This is a genomic window from Brucella sp. NBRC 14130 (assembly GCF_040371715.1).
GTDB classification, from domain to species: Bacteria; Pseudomonadota; Alphaproteobacteria; order Rhizobiales; family Rhizobiaceae; genus Brucella; species Brucella intermedia.
Genome location: NZ_BAABTE010000007.1, coordinates 1 through 15,602, shown reverse-complemented (window position 1 = coordinate 15,602; position 15,602 = coordinate 1). Strand labels below are relative to the sequence as shown.

The following is a 15,602-nucleotide window of genomic DNA, read 5'->3' as shown; positions in this document are numbered from 1 at the left end:
GAACCAACAATGAAAGCACAACCCAAAGCCTCGCATTTTATCGGCGGCGCATTCGTTGAAGACAAGACAGGCAAGCCTTTGCCGGTCATCTATCCGGCAACCGGGGAGGAAATCGCCAGGCTCTATTCCGCGACGCCCGACGTGATCGAAGCGGCTTACGCGGCAGCGCTGAAGGCGCAGGACGAATGGGCCGCGCTGAAACCTGTCGAGCGCGGACGCATCCTGCGCCGCACGGCAGATATCCTGCGTGAGAAGAACAAAAAGCTGTCGAAGCTCGAAACGCTCGATACCGGCAAGGCGCTTCAGGAAACTCTGGTGGCGGATGCCGCTTCGGCAGCCGATGCGCTGGAGTTTTTCGGCGGTATCATTTCCGGCTTCAACGGCGAGTTCGTGGAACTTGGCGGTTCGTTTGCCTACACGCGCCGCGAAGCGCTGGGCATCTGCGTCGGTATCGGCGCATGGAACTATCCGATCCAGATCGCCGCGTGGAAATCGGCGCCTGCACTCGCCATGGGCAATGCCTTTATCTTCAAGCCGTCCGAAAATACGCCGCTTTCAGCGCTCGCATTGGCTGAAGCCTATAAGGAAGCCGGCCTCCCTGACGGCTTGTTCAATGTCGTGCAGGGTTTCGGCGATGTCGGCGCGGCACTCGTCAATCATCGCCTCACGGCCAAGGTTTCGCTGACCGGCTCGGTGCCGACCGGCAAGCGTATCATGGCCCAGGCAGGCGAACATCTGAAGCATGTCACCATGGAACTTGGCGGCAAGTCGCCGATCATTGTGTTCGACGATGCTGACCTTGAAAGCGCCATTGGCGGCGCGATGCTGGGTAATTTCTATTCGACCGGGCAGGTCTGTTCAAACGGCACCCGCGTCTTTGTTCATAAGAACCTGCGCGAGCGCTTTGTCGAACGACTGGTCGAACGCACGCGCAAAATTCGCATCGGCGACCCGCTGGATGAAGCCACCCAGATGGGGCCGCTCGTCAATGGAGCCCAGCGTGACAAGGTGCTGTCCTATATCGAAAAGGGCAAGGCAGAAGGCGCAACGCTTGCCTGCGGCGGTGGCGTACCGAAACTGCAAGGCTTCGATAAAGGCTATTTCATCGAGCCGACCATCTTCACGGATGTAACCGACGACATGACCATCGCTCGCGAGGAAATCTTCGGGCCAGTGATGAGCGTTCTGGAATTTTCCGACGAGGATGAAGTGATTGCGCGCGCCAACGATACCGAATTCGGTCTGGCGGCAGGCGTGTTCACCGCCGATATCGCACGCGGCCATCGCGTGATTGGTCAGATCAAGGCCGGTACGTGCTGGATCAATGCCTATAATCTGACACCGGTGGAGGTACCCTTCGGCGGTTACAAACAATCCGGCATCGGACGCGAGAACGGCATTGCCGCCCTCGCTCATTACAGCCAGATCAAGACCGTCTATGTCGAGATGGGCAAGGTCGACAGCCCTTATTGACCGCTGAAATCAGCCCGCGGAACCGCATTCGGTTCTGCGGGCGTCGGCATACAATCATAACGGTAAAGCTGCGGCGACGGCACCGCCTGCGGATAGACAATAGCACGCTGCGACCGTTGACTGGCGGGAACTGACGGTGAATTCCAGAGAGGCATGGCCCAGGACGGCCTCGTCACTGTACCGGAAGAACCGGTCCCCTGAATGGGGGTGCGTCGGCACTCGGTCCCGAGCGTACCGTTCAATCCCGCAGCTGTCGCAACACTCGTGCAGCTAACCAGGGCAAGCGCCAAAGCGGTAAAAAACAGTTTCATATCGAAACACTTTCAAAATAACACTGCCAAATGCCCCAGATTGACCGGGCTCAAGACTTTAAGGGGCCTCCTCAACCCGGCTCTATGGGTACCAGCAAGGCCATTCGGGACAGCTTCAGACCTGAAACCAAAGATAGAAGATTTATCCAAGCGTTCAACAGAGAGCCCTGTACGAGACGTTCAAACTTATGCGAACAAGCAGAAGTTTTATTCTGGCATTCTATCGAGAATAGTTCCTGTCCGGAATCAGACAAAATATGGTGATAGCTTCCACCGGGTTGAGTTTATCAGTCAAAATCGGGAGGCTTCATTTATATTAGAATTTAATAATATACGCTTGGGTGGCTGGCTAAAATCACCCCCCCATGCAAAAGAATTTATTTGTCCAACTACAAGAACGCATAACATCTACACCTAAGCAAAAAAATATTGATAATATTCTTACATGTTATCAATATTACACACATCGTGCGATTTCATATCAACAACCTGCCTTGGGCTGAACGACTTGTGATGGTTATGGAGATTTCAGTTTCGACCGACATGGTCGACGACAAGCTTCGCAATGAGTTTTGGCGAGCTGCAATCAAACCCATGTATGAAATAGTGACCGAGAACAAGAAGTACCAGTTTTCTGGAACTATTGCTGCTAGCGCGCTCGGCACTTTCCAGATCGGAACGACTTCCTTCAACACACAGAACTACTCACGTACACGCAAACTCATCGCAGAGGGTGGGCTCGATCACTATGTTCTGCAGCTTATTACGGGAGGCAATTTACGCGGCGATTTCAACGGGATCGATGTCGTGGTAAAACCCGGAGATATCATTATTATCGATCTGACACAGACCGTGGAAAGCCAGGCATCTGCCGGCTCACGCATCACAGTCACAATCCCCCGTAATGACCTGGAGGGGATGGTAGGCTGGCGTAATTTGCACGGGCTTATCTTATCAGCAAATGCACCACTGACGCGTCTGCTTTTTGATTATCTCCATAGTTTGCAATCGTTGATTGGCAAACTGGGCAAGGCCGAAGCAAAATCAGCGCAGGAAGCAATGCTGACACTGCTTGGCGCCGGCATCAACGGCGTTGACAGGGAAGAAATGCAGAGCCTTCCCGTCAATCTTCCCATGCGCAAAAGCATCCTCGCCTATATCGACGATAACCTGTTCAATCCTCTGCTGGGGCCAAATCTTATCGTCCAGAATTTTCGCGTCTCCCGCTCACGCCTTTACCGGACATTCGATACAAAGGGTGGTATTGCCACAATCATTCGTGAAAAGCGACTCGATCATGCCTATCGCATTCTGGTCGGCGAGCGCAGCAGACACGTGTCATTCAAGGAAATCGCTTATCGCTGCGGATTTCATGACGGCACACAGTTTACCAGGGCATTCAAAACTCGTTTTGGCATGTCCCCAAAGGAAGCGCGCGAGACAAAGGCCCCGCTGCTATCGTCAGATATGGGCAACTTCAATTATACGATACATCTTGCGGAAGAAGCCGCCAAACTCGGCGTTGTCAAACCGTAACCCATCAGCCGGGGGAAAGACGGTCCAGAAAGTCATCGCACCAGTGATTGACGTCGTGGGTGATCAGAAAAGCCATCATGCTTTCAAACCGTTCCTTGCGTTCGGCAAGCGGCATGGCAAGCGCGCGGGCCATGGCATAGGCCATCGCCTCGGTGTCATAGGGATTGACCAGAAGCGCGCCGTCGAGTTCCTGCGCGGCGCCAGCAAAACGGGACAGCACCAGCACGCCGGGATTTTCAGGGTCCTGTGCCGCGACATATTCCTTGGCGACAAGATTCATCCCGTCACGCAGCGGCGTGACCAGTCCGACAGCCGCCAGCCGATAAAGCCCGGCCAACACCTCGCGGTTCAGGGAACGGTTGATATAGCGTATCGGCGTCCAGTCGACCGTAGCGTTTGCACCGTTCACCCGACCGGCCAGTTCTGCCACGGCGCGTTGCATATCCTTGTATTCCGGCACTTCGGAGCGGGATTTCGGCGTGACCTGCAAAAAGGTGACCTTGCCGCGATTGCCGGGATCGACCTTCAGGAAATGCTCGAAAGCCTCCATGCGATTGGTGATGCCTTTGGAATAATCGAGCCGGTCTACGCCGATGATTAGATCGCGATCAAGCATGCTGTCACGCATGCGCTTTACGGTTGAATGACGTTGCGCCTTATCGGCGATCTTCGCGAAGGATGCCGTCTCGATACCGATACCGAAGCGCTCGGCACGAAACTGGTGCCCGAACGCTTCGAACAATCCGTCATCATTGAGCGGCTTGCCGATCTTCTCTCGCCGCAGGCAGCCGATGAAGTTATCGACATCGTTCTCGGTCTGGAAGCCCACCACATCATAGGATGCGAGGCCGCGCATGATGGTCTCATGCACGGGTAGCGTGAACAGGATATCGGCAGGCGGCCAAGGAATATGCAGGAAGAAGCCGATGCGGTTGGTGACACCGAGATTGCGCAGTTCGGCCGCCAGCGGAATGAGATGATAGTCGTGGACCCAAATCACATCATCCGGCTCGATCATCGGCAGAAGATGCTTTGCAAACAGGCGATTGACCCGAAAATATCCGGCCATGTCCTTGCGCGTGTAATCGATCAGATCCAGGCGATAATGACAAAGCGGCCAGAGCATGCGGTTGGCGAAGCCGGCATAATATTCATCGATATCCTTCTTGTGGAGATCGAGCAGCGCGTAACGAATGGAGCCCACATCGCGGATCGCCAGTTCCTGCACCTGGCGATTGGGAAGGGTCCTGCCGGACCACCCGAGCCATATGCCACCGCGTTCGCTGAGCGCGGCCTGCAATGCCACCGCCAGCCCACCCGCAGGAGCCTTGCCCTGTTCGTCAGGCAAGGGAACACGATTGGAGACCACGATCAGCCGACCCATATATCAAATCCTCTCATTGTTTTGCTTGTTCATCGCCACAAAGGCGGGATAGCCAGAGACGAAGCTCTGCCGGGTTCGCCAACCGCGCGGCGCCCGGGCGGTCGATTGCGCGACCGATCACGACCGCAGTGCCATCCAGTTCGTCTGCAGCGTCAAGCATCGATAAATCTGTCAGATCGTCACCGAATGCGATCGGTGCCCTACCCGCAAACGGCTCTTCCTTCATGAAGCGGCGCAAGGCCACGCCCTTGTCGCTGATCGCCGGGCGCAGCTCGAAAACCATCTTGCCTGATTGCACGATCCAGTCCGGCCCGGCGAGCTTCAGTGCCTTCCCGACGAGATCATGTGCCAGACCGGCTTTTTCTGGCGCGGAGCGATAATGAAGGGCAACCGCACTACCCTTGTCTTCGGCGAGAAAGCCGCTGACGCGAAGTGCAGCCTGTCGTAGAAAATCCTTCGCAATCAAAAAATGTTCGCCGGGTTCGATCAGCTCAACCAACCCGGATGCGTGCCGGAACTCGGCACCATGCAACGCGGCTATGGGGCCGCGATAATCGGGAAAGCGTTCTTCGATGAACGCAATTGCCCGGCCCGTGACCAGCGCCATTGCACCGGACAGCCGGTCGGAAATGAGCGAAAGCGATTTTTGCAGGCCAACTGGAACGATAACGCCATCGGGATTGGCAGCGATATCGAGCAGTGTTCCGTCCACATCGAAAAAAAGGGCGTTTTTTTGAAAGTCAATGACCGGCATACCGATCAGATCGGTAGCCGGGTCCTGTTCCGTGCTGGGCATGTAAAGGCAAACATCCGCGGCAGCGAATGGTTCCCGAATAAATGCAGCACGCACCGATTCCCTATTTACGTATCGCCGGTCAGGCGGCCCTACGTGCGCCCATAGACATCATCGAAACGCACGATGTCGTCTTCGCCCAGATATTCGCCGCTTTGCACCTCGATAAGCACGAGCGGCAGAATGCCCGGGTTTTCCAGCCGGTGGCGGAAGCCACAGGGGATATAGGTCGACTGATTGGTCGTTAGCAGGATCTCGCGGTCGCCGTTGGTAACTTTCGCCGTTCCCGAAACGACAATCCAGTGTTCGGAACGATGATGATGCGCCTGAAGGCTCAAGCGCCGTCCTGGTTTCACTTCGATCCGCTTAATTTTGAAGCCATCACCTTCCTCGAGAACCGTATAAGTGCCCCATGGACGATGCGCAGTGCGGTGAAGCTTGGCCGCTTCATGACCGCTTGCCCGCAGCTTGTTGAAGACCTTTCGCACTTCCTGCGCCTTGTCGCGATGCGCCACAAGCAAAGCATCCGGCGTGTCCACGACAAGCAGATCGTGAACGCCCACGAGGCTGACGAGCCGGGTTTCGGACAAGACAAAGCTGTCGGTTGTGTCCTCTATAACCGTTTCGCCACGCAGACGATTACCCTCATCGTCCGGCGCGATGAGATCGGCCATCGCTGCCCAGGAACCGATATCAGACCAGCCGCAGGACACCGGAATGCAGGCAATGTTTTCGGCCTTTTCCATGATCGCGTAATCGATGGAAATAGCAGGAGCCGCCGCAAAATCGTCCTTTGCGATTTCTACAGTCTTGGTCTCACCGTTGACGCCGCGCCGGGCATGTTCGAGCGAAGCCTGCACGGCATTGAAGATTTCCGGCGCAAAATGCTGCATCGCTGCCAACATGGTTCCAGTCGTGAAGCAGAACATGCCGGAGTTCCAGAAGTAACGGCCGCTTTCGACATAGGCCTGCGCGGTCTCGGCATCAGGTTTTTCGACAAAGCGCAGCACGTCGGTGCCATCATCTTCAATATAACCGAAGCCGGTTTCCGGATGATCGGGCACAATACCGAACGTGACGATACGACCGGTTTCGGCCATCTTCCGGGCCTTTGATACGGCCTCCGCAAATGCCGCCTCGTCCTCAATCAGATGATCGGCGGGCATGACAAGCAATGTCGCATCCAGGCCGTAAGTCGCTGCGGCATAGAGCGCGGCAACGGCAACTGCGGGTGCTGTATCGCGCCCGAGCGGCTCCAGCAGAAACACGTTGTCGACCTTGGGCGCCTTGGCATCAGCATAGACATCAAGCGTCAGAAACAGGAAATCGCGGTTGGTCACGGTGAGGATATGGTCCACACCGTCGAGCTGAGCCGCACGCTTGTAGGTCTTGCCGATCAAGGTGCTGCCATCGGGCAGTTCGATGAAGGGCTTCGGATGCGCATCGCGCGAAAGCGGCCACAATCTGGAACCGGAACCGCCGCTGATAATGACAGGAATAAAGCTCATTGCTCAGTTGTCCTTCGTTGCGTTGCCGGCGATGGCAAGTCCCGTTTCCAGAAGCTTCGCTGCCTGGCTCTCATCTGAAGCTTCCACATAGCATCGCAGTTCCGGCGCATTGCCGGAAGCGCGATAGTGAATTGCATTACCGGAATGGAAGAAGAGTTTCACGCCGTCAATCGTTTCGGAGCGGACAATCGGATCGTCAATCTGAAACAGTGCACTTCGCGTCGCCTCATTCTTCAACAAGGACAAAAACGCGAGGCTCTTTTCCTGCGGGACGTTCTGCAGCCTGTCGCTCAGCGCAATACGGAAATGGAAGCGGGCTGCGATTTCGGACAATGGTTTGCCAAGCTCCTTGACGGAACCAAGACTGCTGAGAATTGGCAGCAACGCATCGCGGGTCGAAAGCGCAGTCAATGTGCGATTGTCCCGGCTGATATCCGTACCCAGCAACACACCGCCATTGGCCTCAAAGCCGACCACCGCCGATATGCCCGAGGCGATGGCCTGCGCCATGCCTTCGATGACATAGGGCGACCCCACCCGTGTTCTGATGACCCGCTCGAAATTTTCTTCAAGAGCGGAGTTGGACGTCACCGGCGTCACAATCGTTTTGACGCCAAGCCAGTCGGCAGTGATCGCTCCCACCAGATCGCCCCGAACGAAACGGCCCTTATCATCCGCGATCAACGGGCGGTCGGCATCACCATCCGTGGAAACAATGGCGTCAAAGCGGCTTTCCTTCGCCCACTGGTCGAGAAGTTCGATATCCTCGGAGCGCAAAGCTTCCGTGTCGACAGGCACAAATACATCGGATCGACCGAGCGGTACGGCTTCTGCGCCAAGCTCGGTGAGGATACGGATAATGAGATCACGCGCCACAGACGAATGCTGATAGACCCCGACGCGCAAGCCGCGAAGGCTCTCAAGTCCGACAAAATCAACATAACGCTTCACATAGCGGTCGATTGCATCACTGCTAAGGGGCACATCATGCAGATGACGAAAGGCATGATTTTCTGGCAGAGCGGCATAGATCGCGCTGATCGCGCTCTCGTCATTCTTGTCGATTTCTCCGTCATTGCGATAGAACTTAAGCCCGTTGCGGTCGTCCGGAATATGGCTGCCCGTAACCATGATGCATGGCGCTTGCTGCGAAATCGCAAAGTGGCTCAAAGCCGGGGTTGGCAGAACACCGCAATCGACCGGCTGAAACCCCGCATCCTCGATTGCCGTCATGCAAAGTGCTGCAATAGCCGGACTGGATGGGCGAAGGTCTTGACCAACGAAAACCTTGTGGCCCTTCTGCAGCTTTCCAGCTTTCAACAGCATTTTAACGAAAGCAAGAGAATAGGCATAAGCGGGCAAACCATTCAGTTCGTCCGCCAGTCCCCTAAGACCGCTTGTGCCAAATTTAAGGGATGTGCCGCTCATGCTTTCCACTCATTCTTTTCGAACATCAAAAAAGCAACGCCCGCAAGCGCCCCCAGCTCAAAAGTTTTATCATCTTATAACGTGAACCTGAAAACTATGATCCCCACAATGGTGCAATCATATGCACCTTATTGTGGGTCATAATCCGTATAGGCAGGCAATTTCAAATCCTTAACGCAGTCTGCGTTAATAATTGCTGTGGAGTTTGGCACGTTGTTCTAATCGCGATGGAATTGACGCGCTCTTAAGTACTGAAATGGGCCGCGTGATCTTGCCCACCGGGACGCCTGGATTCCCAGCCAAGACAAATTCCTCAATGATTTCAACAAATCATTTTTTCACATTCGCCAAATGTGTCATAGGTTTGTGCTACAGTTGGCGCACGGCGTCAAGAGGCAGGCAGAGGCGGAAATTATTTCCGCCCGGTACCAAAAGTAGCGGCACCGCCCGTTGAGCGATGCCGCATTAAAAATTCTCACGTTAGAACGCTAAACCAGCCTTGCCACCACATCGCGCAATGACGACTGCCAATGCGGCGCAGACCAGTCGAATACCTGCTGGAGTTTCGCGGTCGACAGGCGTGAATTAGAAGGACGTGCCGCCTTGGTCGGATAGTCAGCTGTCGCAATATCCGTGACAGTCGCGGTTGGTCCACCAAGCTTAGCACTTTCACCGAATATGGCGCGTGCAAAGCCGCTCCAGTTCGTATCGCCCGTACCGACCAGATGATAAACACCATAAGCGGAGAAGTCTGGCGTTGCCGCTAAATGATCCGCCACCTGGATAACTGCATCAGCGATGTCGAGTGCGCTGGTCGGGTTTCCCCATTGGTCAGAAACGACAGAGAGAGCATCGCGCGTCTCCGCAAGCTTCAACATCGTCTTGACGAAATTCTTGCCAAAGGGGCTATAGACCCATGCCGTTCGCAAAATGATGTGCCGTGGATTAGCTAGCGCAACCAGACGCTCGCCTTCAAGTTTGGAACTCCCATAAACACTGCGAGGTCCGGTGCTATCCGTTTCCACATATGGTTCATCAGCGTCGCCCGCAAAAACATAATCCGTCGACAGGTGGATAACGGGAACGCCACAGATTTTCGCCGCTTCGGCAACTGCTTGTGCACCAGTGGCATTCACCGCAAAGGCAAGTTCCTGCTCATCCTCGGCCAGATCCACCGCCGTGTAGGCGGCGGCGGAGACAACGAGGTCTGGCTTGATTGCCTCAATAGCACTGCGCACAGTGTCCGGCTTTTTCAAATCCAGTTCCGGGCGACCCAGTGCAATCACCTCCAGATCCGGTCGCTGATCTGCCTTCTCAAGAAGGCTCTGGACAACCTGCCCTTCCCGCCCGGTGACGAGGATTTTCATGCCTTAACCTCTTTTGCTGGCGCACTACCCAAACGCTCACCGGCATAGGTTCCGCTGCGGATCGGTTCCCACCACCATGCATTATCGAGATACCATTGAATGGTTTTTTCCAATCCCGTCTCGAAGGTTTCCTGCGGCTTCCAGCCCAATTCGCGCTCAATCTTCGATGCGTCAATCGCATAACGGCGGTCGTGGCCGGGACGGTCTGTCACGAAAGTTATCAGATCGGCGTAGCTCTTGCCGTTTGCGCGAGGTCGCTTCTTGTCGAGAATGGAGCAGATCGTTTCTACGACATTCAGATTGGTGCGCTCTGCACGCCCGCCGATATTGTAGCTTTCGCCCAGCTTGCCCGTGGTCGCAACCAGTGTCAGAGCACGCGCATGATCCTCAACATAGAGCCAGTCTCGCACATTCGCCCCTGCCCCATAAACCGGCAGCGGCTTTTCATCGAGCGCATTGAGAATGACGAGCGGGATCAACTTCTCTGGAAAGTGGAAGGGGCCATAATTGTTCGAGCAATTGGACAGCACAACCGGTAGTCCATAGGTCTCATGCCACGCACGCACCAGATGATCGGACGCTGCTTTCGAAGCCGAATATGGCGACGACGGTTTATAAGAAGTTTCTTCAGTGAAAATACCGCTATCGAACGGCAAATCGCCAAACACTTCATCCGTCGAAATATGATGGAAACGGAAGCTCGATTTGCGCGGCTCCGGCAGTTCCCGCCAGTAAGCAAGAGCCGCATTGAGCAGTCGGAACGTTCCAACAATATTCGTCTCGATGAATGCACCCGGACCATCAATTGAACGGTCGACATGGCTTTCCGCCGCCAGATGCATAATCACGTCGATTTCATGGACGCGTAAAGCATCCAGAACGGTAGTGTCGTCACAAATATCAGCCTGGAGAAAGCTGTAATTCTGATGGTTTTCAATCTGGCGCAGTGAGGCCAGATTCCCCGCATAGGTCAGTTTGTCGAGATTGATTACATTGACCTTGGGATCAGTAGCCAGATGGCGGCAGACGGCTGAACCAATGAACCCTGCTCCACCGGTAACAAGAATATTCATATCATTTCCTCAAGCAAAAACTTCTGCGTCCGCAAAAAGCGGGGCCTTCTGATCCTTATCAGAAAGCTGGACGCCTGAAGATGCGATTGGCCAATCGATACCAATGTCCGGGTCATCAAACCGGATCGAGCGGTCGTGCTCGGGAGAATAATAATTCGTTACCTTGTAGATAACTTCAGTGTTCTCCACCAGCGTCATGAAGCCATGTGCGAAGCCCTTCGGCACCAGAATCTGGTTCCATTTTTCAGCGGAGACTTCCAACGCAACCCACTTCCCGAACGTAGGCGAGCTTTTGCGGATATCGACCGCAACATCCAGAATTGCACCGCGTGTGACACGAACCAGCTTATCCTGCGCAAATGGCGGCAACTGGTAATGAAGCCCGCGTACCACGCCTTTTGCAGCGGAATAAGAATGATTGTCCTGAATGAAATTCAGGTCGATACCAGCTTCTGCAAATGATTTCGCATTATAGGTCTCGGAGAAGAAGCCACGATCATCACCGAATTTACGTGGGCTAATCTCAAAAACACCGTCTAAATCTAACGAACGGGCTTCCATCAATCTTTTCCTAACTCATCAACACGTCGGCGCAGATAAGCTGCATATTCAGTCTTTCCGAGCTTAGCTGCCCGCTCAAGCACTGCTTCACTGTTCAGCCAACCTTTATCCAAGCCAATTTCTTCTGGACAGGCAATTTTAATACCCTGGCGCTTTTCAATAGTTTGGACAAAAGAAGACGCTTCGTGAAGGCTGTCATGCGTACCGGTATCCAGCCAAGCATATCCGCGTCCGAAACGCTGAACGTTCAATTCACCGCGCTCGAGATAAACGTTATTCACGGTGGTGATCTCAAGCTCGCCTCGAGCCGATGGTTTGATCGAACGTGCGATCTCGACCACTTGATTGTCGTAGAAGTAAAGTCCGGTAACAGCCCAATGGGATTTCGGTTTTTCCGGCTTTTCTTCAATCGATATAGCCTGACCTGTCTTGTTATCAAACTCCACGACGCCATAGCGGTGCGGATCATCCACGCGATAAGCAAAAACAGTTCCCCCCTTCATGGGTTGTGAAGAGAGTTGCGACAGATTGGAAAGGCCGTCGCCAAAATAAATATTGTCACCGAGAATCATGGCCACGCTATCGTTGCCAATAAACTCTCTGCCGATGATGAAAGCTTCAGCCAGACCGTTCGGATGCGCCTGTTCGGCATAAGAGAAATTGACCCCAAACTCGCGGCCATCACCGAGCAATTTCTGAAACAGAGGCAAATCGTGCGGTGTGGAAATGATCAGGATATCCTGAATGCCCGCTAGCATGAGAACGCTCAGCGGGTAGTAGATCATTGGCTTGTCGTAGATCGGGAGAATTTGTTTGGAAACGGCTATTGTAAGAGGATAGAGTCGCGTACCGCTCCCTCCAGCCAAGATTATACCCTTCATATGCGTCCCTTTAACAACATCGGAAATATTTATACACTGCCCTAACATTTTGATCGCCGTTTGGCGACCAATATGTAAAGCGAGCTTGCATACAAAATTTTTTGGGAATAGCGATCCACAATAATGCCACGAATGGCGAGCAGTAATGAAAATACTTCATGATTATCCGTAACGATCAAAACAACGACACCAAAAATCGCATAACCGGGATTGTGGTAACATTCAATCCAGATATCGCGTCATTAAAAAAATTGATAAACGCTGTCCGCACTCAATTACACCACCTACTCATTGTGGACAATGGTTCTCACGAAAATCTTGCACTCATCTTCAAAGAACAAACAGATATTGAACTGATCGCACTTAGTGAGAATTTCGGGATCGCGAAAGCACAAAATATTGGCATCGAACGAGCCAGAACCATTGGCTCCGACTATGTACTGCTTCTCGATCAGGACAGCATTCCAGCTCTCGACATGGTAAAAGAGTTATTAAAAATAGCGAAAACTCTGGAAAAAAAGGGGATATCCGTTGCTGGGGTCGGTCCATCTTACATAGATAGCCGGCAGGGCGAGGCTGCGGCGTTTGTCTATCTAGATGGTCACCGGTTAAGGCGTAGGGACAAGTTGTCTCCAGATGAATTCGTAGAAACCGACTTCCTTATAGCTTCCGGCTGCCTTACCCCGATAAAGAGTTTCGATGTCATCGGTTTGATGGAAGAATCTATGTTTATTGATTACGTCGACATTGAATGGGGACTGCGAGCCCGCCAACTAGGGTACTATTGCTTCGGCGCGTTCAACGCAAAAATGGAACACGCCCTTGGAGACGAATGGAAAGAATTTCGTGGTCGTCGGATTCCAGTGCATAGTCCATTGAGGCATTACTATCATTTTCGCAATGCTGTTTGGCTATGCCGTCGTCCGTGGCTTTCCTTCTCATGGAAAACCGTATTGTTTTGGCGACTGGCCCGCCAGTACCTCTTTTTCAGCTTTTTCGTCCCACAAGGAATAAGACATACGAAAATGATGACGTTAGGCCTATGGCACGGTATCATCAACCGAATGGGTCGAAAATAAGTAGTCTTTGAAAATGAATACCAGCTTGTCTTCAGTAAAGGAACGGATGTTTACAATTTCCATTGTGGCATACAATCCAGATTTGAGTGAGTTCCATACCTCACTATCCACACTCGCTGAAGCCCTTACACCATTTGATCCATCATCAGTTGCCATAACCATTATTGACAATTCAACCAACGACCTGATTTCGTCAATTATTGAATCGCAGCTTGCGAACTGGAAAACTACGCTCATTAATGGACAAGGTAATATCGGTTTCGGTCGCGCCCATAATTTGGCCTTAAAACATAGTGGTGAGTTCCACCTCATTCTCAACCCTGACATTGAGATGGAGCGTTCGGCCCTGCACAACGCCATCAACTTCATGCTAGCAAACCCCGACTGCGGACTTTTGTCACCTTGCGCTTATTGGCCAAGCGGCAAACGTCAATATCTTTGCAAGCGCTATCCGGCTGTTTTCGACCTCCTACTTCGCGGATTTATGCCAAAACGTATTCAACTGTTGTTTGACCACCGTTTATCGCATTACGAAATGCGGCGTGAAACCCAACAAGCGATATACTGGGATCCTCCCATCGTGAGTGGCTGCTTTATGCTGTTTCGCGGTGATATCCTCCGTGAACTAAAAGGATTTGACTCGCGTTATATGCTGTATTTTGAGGATTTTGATATTTCACTGAGGGCTGCGAAATTAAGTCACTCTACATATGTCCCTTCTGTCCAAATCATTCATAATGGAGGCAATGCTGCTAGAAAAGGACTGTGGCACATTCTTCAGTTTCTGCGATCAGCAGTTATTTTCTTTACTTCTCATAACATAAAACTATTCTAAATTTCGCCGTAAGAGGTGGTTCGGGAAATCTGGACAGCGGAGATAAGTGGAATTTCTGCCTGACTTCGGCTTAGATGCCGAGAACAGGAGATACCATGACGAGACGACCACGCCGGAACCACAGCCCGGCTTTCAAGGCAAAGGTGGCGCTTGCCGCCATTCGAGGCGAGCAGACACTGGTGGAATTGTCCCAGCAGTTCGACGTGCATGCCAACCAGATTAAGCAGTGGAAAGACCAGCTCCTTGAGGGGGCGACCGGCGTTTTCGGTGATGAGAACAAGGCGGAACCGACAGGGCCAACCGTTGATGTCAAAACGCTTCATGCCAAAATCGGCGAACTGACGCTGGAGAACGATTTTTTGTCCGGTGCGCTCGGCAAGGCGGGATTGCTGGGCGGAAAAAAATGATTGACCGCGCGCACAAGCTGTCGGTTGCAAGGCAGGCCCGGCTTCTCGGCTTCAGCCGTAGCAGCGTCTACTATTCTCCACGATCAGTGTCGGACAGCGATCTGGCTTTGATGCGGCGGATCGACGAACTGCATCTCGACTACCCTTTTGCCGGAAGTCGGATGTTGCAAGGGCTTTTGAGAGGAGAAGGGCTGGAAACTGGGCGGCTTCATATCGCAACGCTGATGAAGAAGATGGGCATTGAGGCAATCTATCGCCGCCCGAACACCTCGAAGCCAGCGCCAGGGCACAAAATCTATCCCTATCTCCTGCGCAAGCTGGCGGTCACCCGGCCCAACCAGGTGTGGGCAATGGATCTGACCTATATCCCCATGGCGCGTGGTTTTGTCTATCTCTGCGCCGTCGTGGACTGGTTCAGCCGCAAGGTTTTATCGTGGCGACTGTCGATCACGATGGAAGCGGCCTTCTGCATCGAAGCGGTTGAGGAAGCGCTGGCCCGCTATGGCAAGCCGGATATCTTCAACACAGATAGTCAGAAGATGATAGCCAGTTCCCGGGCGGTTTGTCTCAAACACCGATCGATCGCTTGGTAGGCTGGCGCTGCAAGGCGTCCAGGTGTGGCTTGACCCACACTCCGATCGACCAGCGTGTCTTTCCCTGGACCTGTCAGCCGCCCGGGAGCGCCTTGCGGTGAGGCTTTGCCTCGGCGTTTGCTTGTGACCCAAGAAGGGCCTGACCGCGTTGGTCACATGACTGTCCTGTCCATGCATATGCCCGTGGTTGAGCCGTGCGATAGCGGTCAAACTCCAGAGGTTACGGCATGGAACAGAAGAACAAGCGTGAGCGCGACGAACAACCCACCTTTTCTTTTGTGAATGAGGCCGCGAGATAAGCTCCTTCATCGATAGGAGCGGAATGGAATGGTTGGAGAACGCGCTGATGCCATGCTTGAAGTCATGGATGAAG

At 53.3% G+C, this 15,602-nt stretch carries 12 protein-coding genes and 1 pseudogene; 5 read left to right on the top strand and 8 right to left on the bottom strand.

Annotated elements, in window-relative coordinates:
• Positions 1–9 precede the first annotated feature (9 nt).
• Entirely contained in the window at positions 10–1,473 is a 1,464-nt protein-coding gene (betB, locus tag ABWW28_RS15905) for a betaine-aldehyde dehydrogenase (RefSeq protein ID WP_353391379.1), read from the top strand.
• 824 nt (positions 1,474–2,297) lie between these two features.
• Positions 2,298–3,320 (top strand): helix-turn-helix domain-containing protein, encoded by a 1,023-nt coding sequence (locus ABWW28_RS15900; protein WP_353391377.1) that lies wholly within the window; start codon positions 2,298–2,300, stop codon positions 3,318–3,320.
• 4 nt (positions 3,321–3,324) lie between these two features.
• On the opposite strand, the gene otsA is transcribed toward ABWW28_RS15900, so the two are convergent.
• The 8 genes from otsA to rfbA all read right to left on the bottom strand — a co-directional run bounded on the left by otsA (position 3,325) and on the right by rfbA (position 12,315).
• Complete coding sequence (gene otsA, locus ABWW28_RS15895; protein WP_140019914.1) at positions 3,325–4,704, bottom strand: alpha,alpha-trehalose-phosphate synthase (UDP-forming); 1,380 nt, start codon at positions 4,702–4,704, stop codon at positions 3,325–3,327.
• A gap of 13 nt (positions 4,705–4,717) precedes the next feature.
• On the bottom strand, positions 4,718–5,500 hold the full coding sequence (otsB, locus tag ABWW28_RS15890) for a trehalose-phosphatase (RefSeq protein WP_353391375.1): 783 nt from the start codon (positions 5,498–5,500) through the stop codon (positions 4,718–4,720).
• An 89-nt stretch (positions 5,501–5,589) separates the two neighbouring features.
• Complete coding sequence (locus ABWW28_RS15885) at positions 5,590–7,005, bottom strand: mannose-1-phosphate guanylyltransferase/mannose-6-phosphate isomerase (RefSeq protein WP_353391373.1); 1,416 nt, start codon at positions 7,003–7,005, stop codon at positions 5,590–5,592.
• A 3-nt stretch (positions 7,006–7,008) separates the two neighbouring features.
• A complete protein-coding gene (locus ABWW28_RS15880) occupies positions 7,009–8,433 on the bottom strand; it encodes a phosphomannomutase (protein ID WP_353391371.1) in 1,425 nt (474 codons plus the stop codon).
• A 488-nt stretch (positions 8,434–8,921) separates the two neighbouring features.
• Positions 8,922–9,800 carry a dTDP-4-dehydrorhamnose reductase gene (gene rfbD / locus ABWW28_RS15875; RefSeq protein WP_114048321.1) on the bottom strand — a complete coding sequence of 293 codons (879 nt, stop codon included), beginning with the start codon at positions 9,798–9,800 and terminating at the stop codon, positions 8,922–8,924.
• Positions 9,797–10,873 carry a dTDP-glucose 4,6-dehydratase gene (rfbB, locus tag ABWW28_RS15870; RefSeq protein WP_114048322.1) on the bottom strand — a complete coding sequence of 359 codons (1,077 nt, stop codon included), beginning with the start codon at positions 10,871–10,873 and terminating at the stop codon, positions 9,797–9,799. The genes rfbD and rfbB overlap by 4 nt, the downstream gene beginning before the upstream one ends.
• A gap of 9 nt (positions 10,874–10,882) precedes the next feature.
• A complete protein-coding gene (rfbC, locus tag ABWW28_RS15865) occupies positions 10,883–11,434 on the bottom strand; it encodes a dTDP-4-dehydrorhamnose 3,5-epimerase (protein WP_181834096.1) in 552 nt (183 codons plus the stop codon).
• A complete protein-coding gene (gene rfbA, locus ABWW28_RS15860; protein WP_114048324.1) occupies positions 11,434–12,315 on the bottom strand; it encodes a glucose-1-phosphate thymidylyltransferase RfbA in 882 nt (293 codons plus the stop codon). Before rfbA ends, rfbC begins: the two co-directional genes overlap by 1 nt.
• A gap of 158 nt (positions 12,316–12,473) precedes the next feature.
• Between rfbA and ABWW28_RS15855 the strand changes: the two genes are divergently transcribed.
• The 3 genes and pseudogenes from ABWW28_RS15855 to ABWW28_RS15845 all read left to right on the top strand — a co-directional run.
• On the top strand, positions 12,474–13,394 hold the full coding sequence (locus ABWW28_RS15855; protein ID WP_235822971.1) for a glycosyltransferase family 2 protein: 921 nt from the start codon (positions 12,474–12,476) through the stop codon (positions 13,392–13,394).
• A 13-nt stretch (positions 13,395–13,407) separates the two neighbouring features.
• A complete protein-coding gene (locus ABWW28_RS15850) occupies positions 13,408–14,229 on the top strand; it encodes a glycosyltransferase (RefSeq protein ID WP_210208035.1) in 822 nt (273 codons plus the stop codon).
• Between the two features lie 95 nt (positions 14,230–14,324).
• Positions 14,325–15,187: pseudogene (locus tag ABWW28_RS15845) on the top strand (IS3 family transposase); the annotation flags it as partial.
• Between the last annotated feature and the right edge of the window lie 415 nt (positions 15,188–15,602).

What these genes read in the sequence shown, in the direction of transcription:
- ABWW28_RS15855 (WP_235822971.1), top strand. Translation starts at nt 12,474, where the DNA reads ATGATTATCCGTAACGATCAAAACAACGACACCAAAAATCGCATAACC.
- ABWW28_RS15850 (WP_210208035.1), top strand. Translation starts at nt 13,408, where the DNA reads ATGAATACCAGCTTGTCTTCAGTAAAGGAACGGATGTTTACAATTTCC.
- betB (WP_353391379.1), top strand. Translation starts at nt 10, where the DNA reads ATGAAAGCACAACCCAAAGCCTCGCATTTTATCGGCGGCGCATTCGTT.
- ABWW28_RS15880 (WP_353391371.1), bottom strand. Translation starts at nt 8,433, where the DNA reads ATGAGCGGCACATCCCTTAAATTTGGCACAAGCGGTCTTAGGGGACTG.
- ABWW28_RS15885 (WP_353391373.1), bottom strand. Translation starts at nt 7,005, where the DNA reads ATGAGCTTTATTCCTGTCATTATCAGCGGCGGTTCCGGTTCCAGATTG.
- otsB (WP_353391375.1), bottom strand. Translation starts at nt 5,500, where the DNA reads ATGCCCAGCACGGAACAGGACCCGGCTACCGATCTGATCGGTATGCCG.
- rfbA (WP_114048324.1), bottom strand. Translation starts at nt 12,315, where the DNA reads ATGAAGGGTATAATCTTGGCTGGAGGGAGCGGTACGCGACTCTATCCT.
- ABWW28_RS15900 (WP_353391377.1), top strand. Translation starts at nt 2,298, where the DNA reads ATGGTTATGGAGATTTCAGTTTCGACCGACATGGTCGACGACAAGCTT.
- rfbD (WP_114048321.1), bottom strand. Translation starts at nt 9,800, where the DNA reads ATGAAAATCCTCGTCACCGGGCGGGAAGGGCAGGTTGTCCAGAGCCTT.
- rfbB (WP_114048322.1), bottom strand. Translation starts at nt 10,873, where the DNA reads ATGAATATTCTTGTTACCGGTGGAGCAGGGTTCATTGGTTCAGCCGTC.
- otsA (WP_140019914.1), bottom strand. Translation starts at nt 4,704, where the DNA reads ATGGGTCGGCTGATCGTGGTCTCCAATCGTGTTCCCTTGCCTGACGAA.
- rfbC (WP_181834096.1), bottom strand. Translation starts at nt 11,434, where the DNA reads ATGGAAGCCCGTTCGTTAGATTTAGACGGTGTTTTTGAGATTAGCCCA.